General features: G+C 67.6%; 14 protein-coding genes. 8 read left to right on the plus strand and 6 right to left on the minus strand.

Annotation, left to right across the window (positions count from 1 at the left end; genetic code table 11):
- The first annotated feature begins 95 nt into the window (after positions 1-95).
- On the plus strand, positions 96-902 hold the full coding sequence (locus ABT375_RS10930) for a hypothetical protein (protein ID WP_416462424.1): 807 nt from the start codon (positions 96-98) through the stop codon (positions 900-902).
- 191 nt (positions 903-1,093) lie between these two features.
- Positions 1,094-2,392 (plus strand): methyltransferase family protein, encoded by a 1,299-nt coding sequence (locus ABT375_RS10935; RefSeq protein WP_416462425.1) that lies wholly within the window; start codon positions 1,094-1,096, stop codon positions 2,390-2,392.
- A gap of 3 nt (positions 2,393-2,395) precedes the next feature.
- Here ABT375_RS10935 and ABT375_RS10940 read toward each other — a convergent pair whose 3' ends face one another.
- Both ABT375_RS10940 and ABT375_RS10945 read right to left on the minus strand, forming a co-directional pair.
- Positions 2,396-3,769 (minus strand): glutamate--cysteine ligase, encoded by a 1,374-nt coding sequence (locus ABT375_RS10940; protein ID WP_416462426.1) that lies wholly within the window; start codon positions 3,767-3,769, stop codon positions 2,396-2,398.
- Positions 3,770-3,868: 99 nt separating this feature from the next.
- Positions 3,869-4,615, minus strand: a complete 747-nt coding sequence (locus ABT375_RS10945) for a 16S rRNA (uracil(1498)-N(3))-methyltransferase (protein WP_416462427.1) — start codon at positions 4,613-4,615, stop codon at positions 3,869-3,871.
- 93 nt (positions 4,616-4,708) lie between these two features.
- Here ABT375_RS10945 and ubiA point away from each other — a divergent pair, with 93 nt between their 5' ends.
- Together ubiA and ABT375_RS10955 are read left to right on the plus strand one after the other, a co-directional pair.
- On the plus strand, positions 4,709-5,617 hold the full coding sequence (gene ubiA / locus ABT375_RS10950) for a 4-hydroxybenzoate octaprenyltransferase (RefSeq protein WP_224548292.1): 909 nt from the start codon (positions 4,709-4,711) through the stop codon (positions 5,615-5,617).
- On the plus strand, positions 5,614-7,068 hold the full coding sequence (locus ABT375_RS10955) for a phospholipase D-like domain-containing protein (protein ID WP_416462428.1): 1,455 nt from the start codon (positions 5,614-5,616) through the stop codon (positions 7,066-7,068). The genes ubiA and ABT375_RS10955 overlap by 4 nt, the downstream gene beginning before the upstream one ends.
- Before the next feature lies 1 nt (position 7,069).
- Here ABT375_RS10955 and ABT375_RS10960 read toward each other — a convergent pair whose 3' ends face one another.
- The 4 genes from ABT375_RS10960 to ABT375_RS10975 form a co-directional block, all read right to left on the minus strand.
- A complete protein-coding gene (locus ABT375_RS10960; protein ID WP_416462429.1) occupies positions 7,070-10,513 on the minus strand; it encodes a chromosome segregation SMC family protein in 3,444 nt (1,147 codons plus the stop codon).
- Between the two features lie 68 nt (positions 10,514-10,581).
- The gene (locus ABT375_RS10965; RefSeq protein WP_224548297.1) at positions 10,582-11,313 is read right to left on the minus strand and encodes a thioredoxin domain-containing protein; all 732 of its coding nucleotides are present in this window, start codon (positions 11,311-11,313) and stop codon (positions 10,582-10,584) included.
- 45 nt (positions 11,314-11,358) lie between these two features.
- Positions 11,359-12,030 carry a thioredoxin domain-containing protein gene (locus tag ABT375_RS10970; RefSeq protein WP_224548298.1) on the minus strand — a complete coding sequence of 224 codons (672 nt, stop codon included), beginning with the start codon at positions 12,028-12,030 and terminating at the stop codon, positions 11,359-11,361.
- Between the two features lie 114 nt (positions 12,031-12,144).
- On the minus strand, positions 12,145-12,687 hold the full coding sequence (locus ABT375_RS10975) for a DUF721 domain-containing protein (RefSeq protein ID WP_224548299.1): 543 nt from the start codon (positions 12,685-12,687) through the stop codon (positions 12,145-12,147).
- A 26-nt stretch (positions 12,688-12,713) separates the two neighbouring features.
- Here ABT375_RS10975 and ABT375_RS10980 point away from each other — a divergent pair, with 26 nt between their 5' ends.
- Genes ABT375_RS10980 through ABT375_RS10995 form a run of 4 tightly spaced genes read left to right on the plus strand, consistent with a single transcriptional unit; the run spans position 12,714 to position 16,882 of the window.
- Positions 12,714-13,781, plus strand: a complete 1,068-nt coding sequence (locus tag ABT375_RS10980) for an A/G-specific adenine glycosylase (RefSeq protein ID WP_416462430.1) — start codon at positions 12,714-12,716, stop codon at positions 13,779-13,781.
- On the plus strand, positions 13,768-14,700 hold the full coding sequence (gene nudC / locus ABT375_RS10985; RefSeq protein WP_416462431.1) for an NAD(+) diphosphatase: 933 nt from the start codon (positions 13,768-13,770) through the stop codon (positions 14,698-14,700). Before ABT375_RS10980 ends, nudC begins: the two co-directional genes overlap by 14 nt.
- A 45-nt stretch (positions 14,701-14,745) precedes the next feature.
- Positions 14,746-16,092: a TldD/PmbA family protein gene (locus ABT375_RS10990; RefSeq protein WP_416462432.1), complete on the plus strand. Its 1,347-nt coding sequence runs from the start codon at positions 14,746-14,748 to the stop codon at positions 16,090-16,092.
- Complete coding sequence (locus tag ABT375_RS10995) at positions 16,079-16,882, plus strand: inositol monophosphatase family protein (RefSeq protein ID WP_416462433.1); 804 nt, start codon at positions 16,079-16,081, stop codon at positions 16,880-16,882. The genes ABT375_RS10990 and ABT375_RS10995 overlap by 14 nt, the downstream gene beginning before the upstream one ends.
- Positions 16,883-16,884: the final 2 nt, after the last annotated feature.

The raw sequence follows: 16,884 nt of genomic DNA on the forward strand, positions 1-16,884 counted from the left end.
TCGCGGCAGACCCTAGCGGCTGGCGACGATGGCGCAAGTCATTCAAAGGATGACAAAGTCGGTCAGATGCGACAGCATCCGGTCCGGATCTGGAGATGGGGGGTATGATAATGGCGACGCGGGCGGCTTTGAGCGAGCAACGGTCCTTCTCTGTCGGCCGGGTGTTGAGCCGGGCCTTCGGAACGCTGGGTGACAATCCGCTTGCGACCTTCGGCATCGCCTTCCTGTTCGGGTCGATCCCGCAATTTCTCTACAGCTATTTCATCGGTTCGACGCTGGCGAGCGCGGATCGGGCCAGCACGATCGCCGCTATCGCCGTATCGGTCGCTTCCTTCGTCGTCTTCCTGCTGCTTTCGATGCTGGTGCAGGGCGCGCTGGTGCGGGCGACGCTGGCCCATGCGCAAGGGGAGCGGGCGAGCTTCGCCCAATGTATCGGCACCGGGCTGGCCAAGGCGGTGCCGCTGATCGGCCTCACCATCCTGCTGATCCTGGGGATCATGGCCGGGTTCACGCTGTTCTTCATACCCGGCGTGATCCTGTTCCTGATGTGGTCGGTCGCGGCGCCAGCGCTGGTCGCCGAAGATAGCGGAGTGTTCGGCGCCTTTTCGCGCAGCCGGTTCCTGACCAAGGGGGCGCGCTGGCGCATCTTCGGGTTACAGATGCTGTTGCTGGTGCTGATATGGCTGGTGTCCGCGGCGCTGGGTGCGATCATCCTGGCGAGCGGCATGACGCCCCAGGGGATCGCCACAGCCGCCCTGTCACTGCCCTATCTGCTGATGTCGGCGGTCAGCAACACGCTGATCATCGCCTTCTGGAGCACGGTGCAGGCCAGCCTCTATATCGATCTGCGCGGCTGGAAGGACGGGCCGCAGGCACAGGATCTGGCGGATATCTTCGGCTAGAGGATTGTGGATCGGATGGAATTGTCAGTTGACCTGGGCAACGAGACGGCCGCGGCTATCCGTCGTCCGAGCGAGAGGCCGGGCAAACGGCGAAGTTGCTCTGCCTGGACATGGAAGCGCATAATATCGATCCCATCAGCCACAGGCGCCAATTCACCGCTTGCTTACCATTTTGCGCTATTGCGGCCGGCATGAGCAAGGTCGATCCCTGTCCGAAATCCGCCGTCAGCCATGGTGTCGGCATTGCCGGTCTGGTCGGCCTGGGCCTGTGGACGCTGGTGGCGCGCCATTATGGGATGAACGGGCCGAATGCCGGCCTTGCCGCAGTGGTCGCGTGCGGCCTGCCGATGGTGCTGTGGTCGCTGATCGTGGACAAGGTGCATCGCAACGCATCGACCGGGATCGACTGGCGCGCGCCGGCCCGGACGGTGCGGGACGTGCTGGACATCAGCATCGTCAAGATCGCCGGACTGTGGGCGACCTGGCTCGCCATCGCCAGCTTCTATTGCATCGCCCGCTGGTATTGGAGCGGCAATTACCGCTTTTCGATGGACCTGTTCATGGCGGCCGCGCCCTGGCTGCTGGTCCTGTCCGTCCCCTATATGCTCTGGATCGACCGGCGACTGGTGGAGCCGAAGGACGCCTGCTTCAGCTTCGGCCAGTGGGTGATCGGCGGCGTGGCGGGGCAGGCCGACATGCGCCAGGTCGCGCATCATGCGCGCGCCTGGGCGGTGAAGGGGTTCTTCCTGGCCTTCATGGTGTCAATCGTGCCGGGCAATTTCGCCAGCGTGGTCGAATGGCGGATCGAGGATGCCTTCGCCCATCCGGTGGCGCTGGCCGGCTTCCTGATCGCGATCATGTTCATGATCGACGTCTGCCTGGCGACGGTCGGCTATATCCTGACGTTCAAGCCGCTGGATTCGCACATCCGCACCGCCAACCCCTATCTGGGCGGCTGGCTGGCGGCGCTGATGTGCTACCCGCCCTTCGTCCTGATGGGCGGCGGCGGGCCGCTCGACTATCACGCCGGGGGCGCGGAATGGGATTACTGGACGCAAGGGTCGAGCGCGCTGCAATGGCTGCTGGGCGGCTGGCTGGTGCTGCTGACGGGCCTCTACGCCTGGGCGACGGTGGCGTTCGGGCTGCGCTTTTCCAACCTGACCCATCGCGGCATATTGACCCATGGCCCCTATCGCTGGACCCGGCACCCGGCCTATCTGTCGAAGAACCTGTTCTGGTGGTTTTCCGCCCTGCCCTTCCTGTCGGTCAGCGGATCGCTGGTCGACATGGTGCGCAACTGCGCGATGCTGGCGCTGACCAACGCGGTCTATTATTGGCGCGCCAAGACGGAGGAAAAGCATCTGTCAGCCGACCCCGATTATCGCGCCTATAGCGACTGGATGGAGCGCCACGCGCCGGTGCCGCGCTTCTTCGCCTGGGTGACGGGGAAGAAGCGCGAGACGGCGATGACGGCGCAGGCCGCCGAATAGAGTTTAGAAGCTTTCCTCGCCATAAACGCGGCTGAGATCGCCCTGCCATTCCCCATGATAGCGTTCGAGCAGCCGTTCGGCGTTGGTCTTGCCGGACGCAACCACCTCGTCCAGGAAGGACAGATAGCCGGTCTCATTGTCGCCCGCGCCGTTGAGGCGCGCACGCGACGCCAACCCGGACCGGGCGATATCGACCACCTGCCCCGCAATGTCGCGCAGCTTGCGCCCGCCGCCGATCGGCGCGTCGAGGCCCAGCTTCGGTACGGAATCGCGCAATATCTGCCGTTCCTCCATGGTCCAGTCCTTGACCACGTCCCACGCCGCGTCGAGCGCGCCCTGGTCATAGAGCAGCCCGACCCACAAAGCCGGCAGCGCGCAGATGCGGTTCCACGGGCCGCCGTCGGCGCCACGCATTTCCAGGAAGCTCTTCATCCGCACCTCGGGGAAGGCGGTGGAGAGATGATCCTCCCAATCCTTTTCCGTGGGCTTTTCGCCCGGCAGGACGGCCAGCTTGCCGTCGAGGAAATCGCGGAAGCTATGGCCCGACGCATCGATATATTGGCCGTCGCGATAGACGAAATACATCGGCACATCGAGCGCATAGTCGGCGTAGCGTTCATAGCCAAAGCCGTCTTCGAACACGAAGGGCAGCATCCCGGTGCGCTTGGGATCGGTGTCCGACCAGATATGGCTGCGATAGGACAGGAAGCCGTTGGGCTTGCCTTCGGTGAAGGGCGAATTGGCGAACAGCGCGGTCGCCAGCGGCTGGAGCGCCAACGACACGCGGAATTTCTGCGCCATATCCGCCTCGCTGCCATAGTCAAGGTTGGTCTGGATGGTGCAGGTGCGCAGCATCATGTCCAGTCCCATCGACCCCACGCGCGGCATGTGCCGCAGCATGATCTCATAGCGGCCCTTGGGCATGATCGGAAGGTCAGCGCGCGTCTTGTCCGGCCACATGCCCAGGCCCAGAAAGCCCAGGCCCAGCATGTCGCCGACATATTTCACCTGTTCCAGATGCCGGCCGGTTTCGGCGCAGGTCTGGTGGAGGTTTTCCAGCGGCGCGCCCGACAGTTCGAGCTGGCCGGCCGGCTCCAGGCTGATGGTGCCGTCGGCGCCGGACAGGGCGATGATATTCTCGCCCTCGAACACCGGATTCCAGCCATAGCGGGTCAGGCCGATCAGCAGCGTATGGATGCCGCCCTTTTCCTCATAGGACGGGGCATGATGATCGCGGCGATTATAGACGAATTTCTCGTGCTCGGTCCCGATCCGCCAGCGATCCTTGGACTTTTCGCCTTTGGAAAAGGCTGCGATCAGTTGGTCGCGGCTTTCGATGACGGGATCATGATCCCCTGAGTTGGTTCTAGTGCTCATGCCCCGCCCTTACTGCTTCCCCTCGGCCCGTCAAACAAAGTCGGGCGATCACCACATAGGGCCTGCCTATGAGCGCTTCAATCCAATAGCGGAATGAAACTATTTCCAGTCGCCATTGATCGCCATCCAGGCCGACGTCGCGGCGATGGCGGCGGTTTCCGCCCGCAGGATGCGGGGGCCGAGCGACACCGGTACCGCGCCGGGCGTAGCGCGGATCGCGTCGCGCTCGGCCGGATCGAATCCGCCCTCCGGCCCGACCAGAAAGGCGGCGGGACCAGGGTGCGCCCGCAATGTCGCCTCCAACGGTGCGCCGCCCGTCTCGTCCGCAAAGAAAAGGTGCCGATCGGGCGACCAGCCTTTGAGCAGCGCGTCCAGCTTCAGCATGTCAGCGAGGTCGGGCAGCGCCGTCCGTCCGCATTGTTCGGCCGCCTCGACCAGATGGCTGTGCAGCCGGTCGAGGTTCAGCTTGTCCACCACCGCACGGCGGGTCAGCACGGGCTGGAGCCGGGCGACGCCCAGTTCGCACGCCTTTTCAGCGATCAGGTCGATCCGCCCCTTCTTGATCGGGGCGCAGCAGAGCCAGAAATCGGGCACATGTTCGGGCGACTTGGTCTGTTGCACGCATTCCAGCACCAGGTCGCGCTTGCGAATGTCGCGCGCGCGCGCCGCCCATTCGCCCGATCGCCCGTCGAACAGCAGGACGATGTCGTCGGGCTTCACCCGCATGACGCTGATCAGATAATGGGCCGGATTGCCGTCGATGGGCACCGCGACGCCCTCTCCCAACTGGGTTTCGACATGGAGTCGGGGGGCGCTTTGCGGCGGCCAGGCGGGCGTTGCGGTCATTTTGTCTCTTCCGGTTCGGCCGCGCTTGTGGTCGGCCCGATCTTCCCTAAAGAGAAGCGACGGGCTTCGACAAGCTCATCGAACGGAGTCACGGTGAATTACAGGATCGTCCCCGACAGCGAAGCGCGCGGCCTGCTGGCGCGGTTGCCGGACACACCGCGCATATTGGCGCAACTGGCCCGATTCGACCGGCCGATCGGATGGTGGCTGCTCTTCTGGCCGGGCGCCTGGGCCGTGGCGCTGGCGGGCGGCGGCTTTGCGCGCTGGCCGCTGATCGGCTGGCTGCTGCTGGGCAGCATCGCGATGCGCGGCGCGGGCTGCGTGTTCAACGACATCGTCGACCGCGATCTCGACCGGAAGGTGGCGCGCACCGCCGCGCGACCGCTGGCGAGCGGGGCGATGTCGGTCAAGGTCGCCTGGGCCTGGCTGCTGGCGCTGTGCCTCGTCGGCCTGATCGTGCTGGTGCAACTCCATCCTTATGCGCAGGTCGTGGCGCTGGGCAGCCTGGCGCTGGTGGCGGCCTATCCCTTCATGAAACGGATCACCGGCTGGCCGCAGGTCTGGCTGGGGCTGGTTTTCTCCTGGGCGGCGCTGGTCGGCTGGAGCGAAGTCATGGGCGCACTGAGCCTGCCGGGCCTGCTGCTTTATGCAGGAACGATTTTCTGGGTGGTGGGCTATGACACCATCTATGCGTTGCAGGACCGGGAGGATGATGCGCTGATCGGGATCGGATCGAGTGCGCTGTCGATGGGTCAGCATGTGCGGAGCGGCGTGACGCTCTGCTATGCGTTGGCGCTGGCGCTCTGGGCCGGTGCGATCTGGCAGGTGCGGGGCGAGATGCTGGCGCTCGCCGCGCTGTTGCCGATGGCGGCGCATCTGTCGTGGCAGGTGACGACACTAAAGGAAGATGGCGTCGATCCGCTCGCCAAATTCCGGTCCAATCGTTTTTCGGGGTTGCTGATGTTTCTGGCCTGTCTGGTGGTGGGGAGCAGCGCCGCATGACGCCGCAACCGGGGAACGATTGCTGGCGCATCGCGCGGGCGGAGCGGGCGAGCGTCATCATCGACGCCGACAATTATTTTCGTCAGGCCCGTGCCGCGATGATGAAGGCGCAGCGCCGCATCATGCTGATCGGCTGGGATTTCGATCCTGCGATCAGTCTTATCCGCGAAGATGAGGCCAAGGACGGTGCGCCGACCGTGATCGGCGACTTCATCACCTGGCTGGTCGAACGCACGCCGGAGCTGGAGATTTTCCTGCTGCGCTGGGATGTCGGCGCGATGAAATCGATGACGCGGCCTTCGCACCTCGTCACCACGCTGCGCTGGATGGCGCATCCGCGGATCACGGTGAAGCTGGACGGCCATCATCCGCCCGCCGCATCGCATCATCAGAAGATCGTCGTGATCGACGATTGTTTCGCCTTTTGCGGCGGCATCGACATGACCGGCGACCGGTGGGATACGCGCCATCATCGCGACGAGGAACCGGGGCGCCTGCACCCCGACGGGTCGCCCTATAGCCCCTGGCATGACGCCACCACGGCGCTGATGGGACCGATCGCGGCGGCGCTGGGCGACCATGCGCGCAACCGCTGGGTCGGCGCGGGCGGCGACCCGCTGGAGCCGGTCGAAGGCGTACAGGATTGCTGGCCCGACACGCTGCCGGTGCAGTTCGAAGGGGTCGATGTCGCGATCGCCCGCACCGCGCCGAAGATGGAAGACCAGGAGGAGCTGATCGAGATCGAGCGGCTCTACCTGAACCAGATCGCGGCGGCGCAACGGCATATCTATGCCGAGAGCCAATATTTCGCGTCGCGCCGCATCGCCGAGGCGATCTCGAAGCGGCTGGCCGAGGCGGACGGGCCGGACATCGTCATCGTCAATCCGGAACAGGCGGATGGCTGGCTGGAGCAGCAGGCGATGGATACGGCGCGCGCGCGCCTGTACGAAACGCTCAAGAGCCGCGATCCGCATGGCCGGTTCCGCATCTATCACCCCTTCACCCAGCGCGGCGCCCCCATCTACGTCCATGCCAAGGTGCTGATCGTCGACGACCGGCTGATCCGGGTCGGCTCGTCCAACATGAACAACCGCTCGATGCGGCTGGACACCGAGTGCGACATCTCGATCGACACCGCATTGCCCGGCAATGACGGACGTCAGGCGACGATCCTGAAAATCCGCGACGACCTGATCGCCGAGCATCTCGACCTGCCGGCCGAACGGGTGTCGGCGGTGATCGCAGAGCGCGGGCTGGTCGCGGGAATCGAGGAATTGCGGCAGAAGCCGGGCCGGACGCTGCGCCCCTATGTGACCCCGAACCTGAACGACGTGCAGGCTTGGATCGCCGACCATGAGGTGCTGGACCCCGAAGGGCCGGAGGAGATGTTCGAAGCGATCAGCGAACGCGGCCTGTTCCGCCGGATGAAAGGCTGGTTTGGGCGGAGCTGAGCTACTCCGCCGCCAGCAGCGCTTCGGCGCTTTGCAGATTGACCGACACCAGCCGGCTGACCCCGCGTTCGACCATGGTGACGCCGAACAGCCGGTGCATCCGGGCCATGCTGACGGCATTGTGGGTGACGATCAGGTAGCGGGTGTTGGTCTGCGCCACCATCGCGTCGAGCAGGTCGCAAAAGCGCTCGACATTGGCGTCGTCCAGCGGCGCATCGACCTCGTCCAGCACGCAGATCGGCGCGGGATTGGTCAGGAACAGGCCGAAGATCAGCGCCACGGCGGTCAGCGCCTGCTCGCCGCCTGACAACAGGGTGAGCGCGGCCAGCTTCTTGCCCGGCGGCTGCGCCATGATCTCCAGCCCCGCCTCAAGCGGATCGTCGCTGTCGATCAGTTCCAGATGCGCCTGCCCGCCATTGAAGAGGGTAGTGAAAAGGCGCCGAAAATGGCCATCCACCGCTTCGAACGCGGCCAGCAGGCGCTGGCGCCCCTCGCGGTTCAAGCTGCCGATCGATCCGCGCAGGCGATGGATCGCCTGGGTCAGTTCCTCGCTCTCGGCGCGGCTCTTCGCCTGGGCAGCTTCCAGTTCCTCCAGTTCCTGCGCGGCGACGAGGTTGACCGGGCCGATCCGTTCGCGTTCGGCATGGAAGCGGTCATGATCGGCCAGTTCGGTCTGGGCCAACCGCACGTCGGCGCTGGCGAAGCCTAGTTTTTCGGGCAGGACCGGCGGCGGGCATGCAAAGCGTTCGCCCGACAGCCGGTTGGTTTCGACGCGCCGCTCGTCGGCGGCTTCGGCGCGGGCGACCGCGGTGGCGCGGGCTTCGCGGGCGGCGGCGAGCATTTCCCCCGCCTGAGCGGCGCGGCCCTCGGCGGTGCGCAGCGCGGCTTCCGCCTCCAGTTCGGCGCGGCGGGCCTGGTCGGCAGCCTCGGTCAGCGCCGATCCCCGATCATTGAGCGCGGCGATCGCGTCGGACAGCGATTCGGGCTGCGTCTCGATCGCGATCCTTTCGTTCCCGATCTCTTCGGCGCGGGCGACCATGGCGGCGATGCGCTTGGCCGCTTCCCCGGCGCGGGCGCGCCACCCCTTGATCTCCGCATCGGCCGCCGCCTGTCGCTCGCGATCGCTGGACAGGGCGCGGTCGGCGAGCGCCTGATCCGCCTGCAACTGGCTGACGGCGGCGCGCGCCTTGTCGCTCGCCTGCGACAGGGCGGCGACCAGCGCCCGCGTCTCTGCGCCGTCGGGCACGGCGGCGCGACCGGCCTGCGCCTTTTCATGCTCGCCCTGTGCGGCGGCGCGATCACGCTGCGCTCCGTCCAGCCGTTCCTCTATCCCTTCGCGCCGCCCGGCCAGCCGTTCGAGCGCGGTGGTCGCTTCGTCGGCGGCGCGGAGCGCGGCGCGCAATCGCTGGTCGGCCTGCGACAGGCTGGTGCGAGCCTGGGCGAGCGCCTGGGTGGCGGCCTGTTCGTCCGCCTTGGCCTCCTCCTGCGCCGTGGCGGCGCTGTCGACGTCAGCCTGAAGCGCGGGGCGCGCGGCGGCGATCGCGTCCAGCCGGTTGAGGCGGATCAGCCGCTCGGCCGCCGCCGCGCCACCCTCTGCCGCGACATAACCGTCCCAACGGCGCAACTGGCCGTCCAGAGTGACAAGGCGCTGGCCGACGGCGAGCGGCCGGCTATCGTCACGGTCCGCTACAACGATCTGTGCCAGACGGCGGGCCAGTTCGACCGGCGCGGTGACATGGACGGCCAAGGGCGTGGCGCCAGCGGGCAAGGCGGGATCGCCCGGCAGCGGATCGGCGCCGGCCCAGCGGCGCTTGCCGTCCGCGCCGACCGGCGCTTCCAGATCGTCGCCCAGCGCTGCGGCGAGCGCGCGTTCATAGCCGGGGGCGGCCTTCAACTGGTCGAGCGCGCGCGACCGGTTGCCTGCGCCGCTATCGACGGCGCGTTTGAGCGCTGCCGCCTCGCTATCGAGCGCGGCGAGGGCGGCGCGGGCGGAGGAAAGGGCGGCTTCCGCCGTGTCGCGCGCCTCGGCGGCGGACTGGCGGCCAGCCTCGGCGGTCTGGATTGCGGCTTCGGCGGCGTCGCTATCGCCCTTCGCCCTGTCCCGATCGGTCAGCGCCGCGGTACGTTGCGCCTCCAGCGGGGTGGCGTCGGGCAGGGCGGCGGCTTCGGCGGCGAGCCGCGCCACCTCCCGCTCCGCCCGGTCGAGGCGGGTGCGCGCGGCGGCCAGCGCCGCTTCGGCGACGCGCAGTTCGGCCTGTTCGGCCGCCTGGGTCGCCATCGCCCGCGCCAGATCCAGTTCGGCGTCGCGCGCGGCATCCTCGGCCGCGGCGATCCGGGCGGCGAAGGCCGGGCGCAGCTTGTCCGTCTCGGCGATCCGCCCCTTCAGCGTTGCGATCTCCGCCGTCAGCCGGGCGATCGCATCGGCGGCGTCATTGGCGAGCGTCCCTTCGCGGGCGCGATCCTCCTCCAGCCGGAACGCCTGTTGGGCAAGGTCGGCGAGGCGGCGAACCACGGCTTCCCGCTCGGTGCGGAGCGCGGCGAGGCGATGGCCCGCCTCATTGGCGTCGTCGCGCGCGCTCTGGGCGGCGGCGCGGCGATCGGCCAACAGGGCGATGGCGGCCTGGGCGTGGGCGGCGGCGGCGAGCTGCCCCTCCTGCGCGGCGGCAACGGCGGCGTCCGCCTGTTTCGCTTCGGTGCGGGCGGCCTCCGCGCTCGCATTGGCTTCGCGCCAGCGGGCGAAGAGGGTGCGGCCTTCGGCGACGCGGATCTGGTCGGAAAGCCGGATATAGCGTTCGGCGGCGCGGGCCTGCCGGCGCAGCGCGTTGGCGCGCGCATCCATATCGAGCAGGATTTCGTCGAGCCGGGCGAGGTTGGCCTCCGCCGCGCGCAATTTCTGTTCCGCATCCTTGCGCCGGACATGAAGCCCGGCAATGCCCGCCGCTTCCTCCAGCATGGCGCGCCGTTCCTGGGGGCGGGCGGCGATGACGGCGGCGATACGCCCCTGACTGACCAGCGCGGGGCTGTGCGGCCCGGTGGCGGCGTCGGCGAAGACGAGCGATACATCCTTGGCGCGCACGTCGCGGCCATTGGCGCGATAGGCGCTGCCCGCGCCGCGCTCGATCCGACGGGTGACCTCCAGTTCGCCGTCCGCGCCGACATCGACGGCGTTGAAGAGTTCGCCCTGTTCCTGGATGGTCAGCAGCGAGACTTCCGCGAAGTCGCGCTGCGGCCGCGTCGCGGTGCCGGCGAAGATGACATCCTCCATGCCGCCGCCGCGCATGGATTTGGCGCTTGATTCGCCCATGACCCAGCGAATGGCTTCGAGCAGATTGGACTTGCCGCAGCCGTTGGGGCCGACGATGCCGGTCAGCCCCGGTTCGATCCGCAACTCCGTCGCGTCGACGAAGCTTTTGAAGCCGGAGAGTTTGAGCCGCTTTATCTGCACGGGGTCGCACCGGGACAGCGTGCCGCCCCGGCCCTTTCAAACGATGCTGTCAGCCCCCGCTGGCCCAATCAGATGCCCGCTTCCTTGAGCTTAGGCTGGAGCGACGCCCAGTTGGCGACATTGTCGACCAGCACGCCGTTGATGAGGAAGCTGGGCGTGCCCTGTATCTGATATTGGTTGTTCGCCGCCTCGACGCCCTTGGCCAGCCGTTCGGCCGCGCCGGTGTCGGCCAGGCACTGTTTCGCCTGATCGGCGGAAATGCCGCGTTGCTGCGCATATTCGACCAGACCGGCGATCTGCGCGATCGCGCCGGGGCGCTGGGCCGGGGGCAGCTTTTCCACGCCCTGGAAGGCGGCTTCGTTACCCTGCACCTTTTCGAACATCGCCGCCTGATTGGCGAAAAACTGCTCCGACAGCGGATAGTAAATGTCCTTGCCGCCGCAGCCGGCGAGCAGCGCGGTGGTCAGGTCGATCGGGTCGCGCACATAGGTGCGGAATTCGAAGCTCATCTTGCCGGTGTCGACGATCTTCTTGATTTCCTCCGAGGCTTCGGCGGAGAAATCACGGCAATGGCTACAGGTGTAGGAGCCATATTCGACCAGCTTGATCTTGGCCGACGGATTGCCCATCAGATAATAGCCATCGGGCGTCTGGGCGATGGTCTGCGACCAGCTTGTGCCCGCAGGGGCGGAGACGGCGGCGATCGGATCGCCGCTCGGCTTGGCGCCTTCCTCACTCTTGCCGCAGGCGGCGAGGGTCAGGCTGACGGCGATGAGGGCAAGAGCGGAAACGGCTTTCACGGCGGGCAAGGCTCCGATGACTGGCGGTATGGACGGGGTTTTAGATCAGTGCGCGGCGGCGGGCAATGCGGCCTGGAGAATGGACCAGGTCGATCCCTTGACGAGGGTGCCGTTGACGACGAAGCCGGGCGTGCCGCCGATCTTCACCTTGTTCCAGGCGTCGTCGGTCATGGCGAGGATCTGCTTCATCGCCGTCGGGTTGGCGACGCAGGCGTCGAGCTGGGCATTGGTGAAGCCGCGCTTGTTCATCAGGGCATAGAGGCCGGTCTTTTGCCCGATATCGCGTATCGCCGCGGTCTGGTCCGCGGGCTTTTCGGTCGTCGCCCCGTCATAAGCCTCGATCTGCTCCATCCAGGCGGTCTGGTTGGCGAACAGCGCCTCATGATTGCCCATGAAGCGGGCCGGGCCGCCGCACCGCGCGAGCAAGGCGGCCGTCAGGTCATATCGGTCGCGCACGGCATTGCGGACTTCCACGCTCACCTTGCCGCCCTTCACATAGTCGGCCTTGAGCGGGGCGCTCGCCTCCCCCACGAAATGGGCGCAGTGGGAACAGGTGTAGCTGACATATTCGACCAGCTTGGTCGGCGCATTGGGATTGCCCATCGCATGGCCGCCGATCGGCGAGAGCACGACCCGGCTCACCCAGTTGGCGGCAGGCGCGGCGACCAGCGCGGCGGGAACGGCAAGCAAAGCAAGCGGCAGGAACAGTGTCTTCATGGCGTGCGTCCGTAAATTGGTTCCGCTGAACCGGAACCGAACAGCGTCGTTTTTGACGCGATGTGCAAGTCAATCGCTTCAGTCTTTTTTGACGCGATTTTCAAGTCAATCGCTTCAGTTGATCTTGGGCAATCCGCTGCTGTTGGCAAGCCCCTGCGCCAGCGATTCGAGCACGGCGCGCAGTTCGGGATCGCCAATGTCGCGCAGCGAATCACCCAGCTCGACCGGAATGGGCTTGAGGTTGCGGGGCGGCGGGCGGCGTTCGGCCGCGACGGGCCTGATATCGCCCTGCCGGATCGCGACCTTCGCCACAGCGGCATAGCCGAAGAAGCGATTCACCCGCTCGACGATATCGGGCAGCATATGCTGCACCATCGGCCCATGACCGCTCATGACCGTCAGTTGCAGCGTGCCGCCGGCCTTTTGCCCCACCGGGAAACGGATCGATTCGGGCGCGGAAATGCCGGCATAATGGGCGCCGACGATCTCCGCCCAGCGGGTGACGATGCTGGACTGGACGAAGCCGAACTTGCGGAAAGCGGCGCGGCCGATGTCGGGCATCAGGTCCGCGATCGCCCGCGGCGCGCCCACGCGCGGCCTGTCTTCGGCCGGCAGCTTGCGACTCTTATATTTCGGGGGGGCCGGGCGTTCCGTCATGGCCCGCTTAATGGCATAGGGTCGCCATGCGCGTCGAGGGTAGAGCCACAAAAATCGCAAGCGACCTGCTTGCCCATTATGACGTCCATGCCCGGCGGCTGCCGTGGCGCGCGCCGCCCGGCAGCAATGCCGCCGATCCTTACCGGGTTTGGCTGTCCGAAGTGATGCTGCAACAGACCACGGTCGCGGCGGTCGGCCCCTATTATGCGAAATTCCTGGCCCGCTGGCCGACTGTTCAGGATCTGGCGGCGAGCGAAGACGCGGACCTGATGGCCGCCTGGGCCGGGCTGGGCTATTATGCCCGCGCCCGCAATCTGCTGGCCTGCGCGCGGGCGGTGGCGCGCGACCATGGCGGCGCCTTTCCCGATACGGAGGACGGGCTGCGTTCCCTGCCGGGGGTCGGCGCCTATACCGCCGCGGCCGTCGCGGCGATCGCGTTCGGCCAGCGCGCGGTGGTGGTGGACGCCAATGTCGAACGGGTGGTGGCGCGGCTGTTCGCCATCGCCACGCCCCTCCCCGCCGCCCGGCCGGCGATCCGCGCCGCCGCCGACAGCATCACGCCCGATGCCCGCGCCGGGGATTTCGCGCAGGCGATGATGGACCTGGGCGCGACCATCTGCACGGCGCGCAATCCGGCCTGCGGCATCTGCCCGTTGCGAGAGGATTGCGCCGCGGTGCTGACCGCCGATCCCGCCGCTTATCCCGTCAAGGCGGCGAAGAAGGTGCGACCGCACCGCACCGGCCATGGCTGGTGGATCGAGCGCGACGGCCATGTCTGGCTGGTGCGCCGCCCGGACAAGGGACTGCTGGGCGGGATGCGGGCGCTACCCAGTTCCGACTGGGGCGATGCGCCCGACCCGACGCCGCCGATCGCCGCCCGCTGGACCACGATCGAGACAGATGTCGCGCATGTCTTCACCCATTTCTCTCTGGCGCTGCGCGTTCACCATGCCCATGTGGAAGCGAACGAAACGCCGGAGGGCGCAGGCGAATGGTGGCCCATCGACCGCATCGGCGAGGCGGGGCTGCCGACATTGTTTGCACGGGCGGCCGACGCGGTGAGGAAAGAAAGGCAGGCAGATGCACGGAACTGATCCAGCGATAAAGGCCGTGCCGGGCTTCGTCGGCAGCAACCTCGACCGGGTGGACCATATCCGCACCAACCCCGCCTTGCTGGCCGAGACGTTCGCCGATCACGCGGCGCGCCTGCTGGTGCTGGACGGGCTGGAGCCGGTGGAGGTGGACGGCCATCTGCTGCTGGAGCCGCTGACGGCGGACGCGCGGGTCGAGGATCATCTGCTGCTGGGCGTCGATCCGGGCAAACGGCCGATCTTCGCGCGGCTGGTCGCGAACCTTGGCCCCAATCTGGTTCCCACGCCGCGCAGCCGGGCCATCGCCGACCTTGTGCCGACCGAAGAAGTCGCCCTTTACGGCACCGCGCGCAGCCTGGTCCACTGGCATGCCCGCCATCGCCATTGTTCGGTCTGCGGCGGGACGACGCAGCCGGTCAAGGCCGGCTGGGCGCGCAAATGCGAGGCGTGTGCCGCCGAGCATTTCCCCCGCACCGACCCGGTCGTCATCATGCTGGCCGAATATCGCGGGCGCATATTGCTGGGCCGGCAACATGCCTGGCCGCCGGGTCGCTATTCGGCGCTGGCCGGCTTCGTCGAACCGGGTGAGACGATCGAGGAAGCGGTGGCGCGCGAATTGCTGGAGGAAGCGGGCGTGCGGGTGCATAAGGTCCGTTATGTGATGAGCCAGCCCTGGCCCTTCCCCTCTTCGCTGATGATCGCCTGCATCGGCGAGGCGCTGGACGATGCGCTGACGCTCGATCCGACCGAGATAGAAGATGCCTTCTGGTGCGACGCAGATCAGGTCCGCGCGGCGATGGCGGGCGATCCCGATGCCCCCTTCCTCGCCCCGCCGACGATGGCGGTGGCCTGGCACCTGCTCGACCATTGGCTGGCGGGCGTCGCCGCCGCCAGCCTTGTTAGCGCTGGCGCAAGCGCGTAAGGCCGATCCCCTTCCCTTCCTGTTTTTGAGGACCATTTTCCTTCCATGCTCAGCCTAGAAGAAGCCCAGTCGCGCGCGCAGGATCTGGTCAGCGCCGCGCGCAAGGCCGGTGCGGACGCCGCCGACGCCATCTATGCCTGCAACGCATCGACCAATGTATCGGTGCGATTGGGCGCGCTGGAGGATGTCGAACGGTCCGAGGGCGAGGAGATCGGCCTGCGCGTCTTCATCGGCCAGCGGTCCGCCAGCATTTCCGCTTCGGACATGAACCCGGCGACGCTCGCGACATTGGTCGATCGCGCCGTCGCCATGGCGCGCGAAGCGCCCGAAGACCCCTATGCCGGCCTCGCGCCCGAAGACCGGTTGCTCAAGAAGCGCCCGCCCGCGCTCGACCTGACCGACGAGGAGGAGCCGGAACCCGCAGCGCTGCGCGAACGCGCGCTGATGGCGGAGGAAGCGGCGCGCAGCGTGCCCGGCATCACCAACAGCGAGGGCGGCGGCGCCGCGAACGGCCGCAGCCAGGTCGCGCTGGCGACCAGCCACGGCTTTGCCGGCGCCTATGCCGGCACCAGCCATTCGACCTGGGCCAGCGTGCTGGCGGGCACGGGCGCCGACATGCAGCGCGACCATGCCAGCCATAGCGTGCGCCATCTGGAGGATCTGGACGATGCCGAAGCGGTCGGCGTCCGCGCCGGCCAGCGGGCGGTGGCGCGGCTCAACCCGGTCAAGGTCGAGAGCGGCGTCATGCCGGTGATCTTCGACCCGCGCATCGGCTCCAGCCTGCTCGGCCATCTGATCGGCGGCATGGTCGGCCCGGCAATCGCGCGCCGGTCGAGCTTCCTGCTGGAATCGCTGGGCGAGGCGCTGTTCGACGCGAGCGTCACCATCATCGACGACCCATTGCTGCCGCGCGGCATGCGATCGCGCCCATTCGATGGCGAAGGCCTGCCGGTCGAACGGCGCGCGCTGATCGACCAGGGGGTGCTGACCGGATGGCTGATGGACAGCGCATCAGCGCGCCAACTAGGCTTGGAGCCCACCGGCCATGCCAGCCGCGGCGGCAGCGGCGCTCCGGGCGCCAGCATCACCAACGTCCATATGGAGGCTGGCGCCATCTCGCCCGGCGACCTGATGGCGGACGTGAAGCGCGGCCTCTATGTCACCGAACTGATCGGCATGGGCGTCAATGGCGTGACCGGCGACTATAGCCGGGGCGCGGCGGGCTTCCTGATCGAAAATGGCGCGGTGGCCCATGCCGTGTCGGAAATCACCATCGCGAGCAACCTGAAGGCCATGTTCCGGGCGCTGACGCCCGCGAGCGACCTGCACTTCCGCTATGCCATGAACGTGCCGACCATCCGCATCGACGGGATGACCGTTGCCGGAGGCTGAGGCCCATCTCCGTGCGGTCATATCCGCCGTGGCGGATGCGGCCGACCATGCGCTGACGCTGTGGGCGGGCGGGGAAACCCGCGTGCGCCAGTGGGAAAAGGTGCCCGGCCATCCGGTGTGCGAGGCCGATCTGGCGGTCGACGCCATGCTGCGCGCGCGGTTGGCGGCGATCGACCCGGACGCCGGCTGGTTGTCGGAGGAGACGGCCGATACCGTCCATCGGCTAGGCGTGCCACGGGTGTGGGTGGTCGATCCGATCGACGGCACGCGCGATTATCTGCGCGGGCGGCCGGGCTGGTCGGTGTCGGTCGCGCTGGTCGAGGATGGCGCGGTCCAGATCGGCCTATTGGCGGCGCCCGCGCGCAACGAATTGTGGGTGGCGCAACTGGGCCAGGGCGCAACGCGCAACGGCCAGAGGTTGCGCGCAGGAAGCCGGACCATGCTGCAGGGCGCGCGGGTGCCGGCCGACCAGTTGCCGCGCGTCGATCGCGATCTGGTGACGGTGGACAAGCCCAACAGCATCGCGCTGCGCATGGCGATGGTCGCTGCCGACGAAGCCGATCTGGTCGCCACCGTGCGCTGGGGCAATGAATGGGACGTCGCCGCCGCCGCGCTGATCGTGCAGGAGGCGGGCGGCGCGGTGACTGATGCGCTGGGCGATCCGCTGCGCTTCAACCGGCCGCAACCCACCGCCTTCGGCCTGCTCTGCGCCGCGCCCGGCATCCATGCCGCCGCCGTAGAGCGGCTGGCGCCCCGCGCACGCGAGATATTGGGCCAGTCGCCAGCCTAGAA

It is taken from the genome of Sphingomonas sp. VDB2 (assembly GCF_047946695.1).
Classification (GTDB): domain Bacteria; phylum Pseudomonadota; class Alphaproteobacteria; order Sphingomonadales; family Sphingomonadaceae; genus Sphingobium; species Sphingobium bisphenolicum.

Coding starts and splice junctions, on each gene's coding strand:
- ABT375_RS10930 (WP_416462424.1), top strand. CDS start 96: ATGGGGGGTATGATAATGGCGACGCGGGCGGCTTTGAGCGAGCAACGG.
- ABT375_RS10935 (WP_416462425.1), top strand. CDS start 1,094: ATGAGCAAGGTCGATCCCTGTCCGAAATCCGCCGTCAGCCATGGTGTC.
- ABT375_RS10940 (WP_416462426.1), bottom strand. CDS start 3,769: ATGAGCACTAGAACCAACTCAGGGGATCATGATCCCGTCATCGAAAGC.
- ABT375_RS10945 (WP_416462427.1), bottom strand. CDS start 4,615: ATGACCGCAACGCCCGCCTGGCCGCCGCAAAGCGCCCCCCGACTCCAT.
- ABT375_RS10955 (WP_416462428.1), top strand. CDS start 5,614: ATGACGCCGCAACCGGGGAACGATTGCTGGCGCATCGCGCGGGCGGAG.
- ABT375_RS10970 (WP_224548298.1), bottom strand. CDS start 12,030: ATGAAGACACTGTTCCTGCCGCTTGCTTTGCTTGCCGTTCCCGCCGCG.
- ABT375_RS10975 (WP_224548299.1), bottom strand. CDS start 12,687: ATGACGGAACGCCCGGCCCCCCCGAAATATAAGAGTCGCAAGCTGCCG.
- ABT375_RS10980 (WP_416462430.1), top strand. CDS start 12,714: ATGCGCGTCGAGGGTAGAGCCACAAAAATCGCAAGCGACCTGCTTGCC.
- nudC (WP_416462431.1), top strand. CDS start 13,768: ATGCACGGAACTGATCCAGCGATAAAGGCCGTGCCGGGCTTCGTCGGC.
- ABT375_RS10990 (WP_416462432.1), top strand. CDS start 14,746: ATGCTCAGCCTAGAAGAAGCCCAGTCGCGCGCGCAGGATCTGGTCAGC.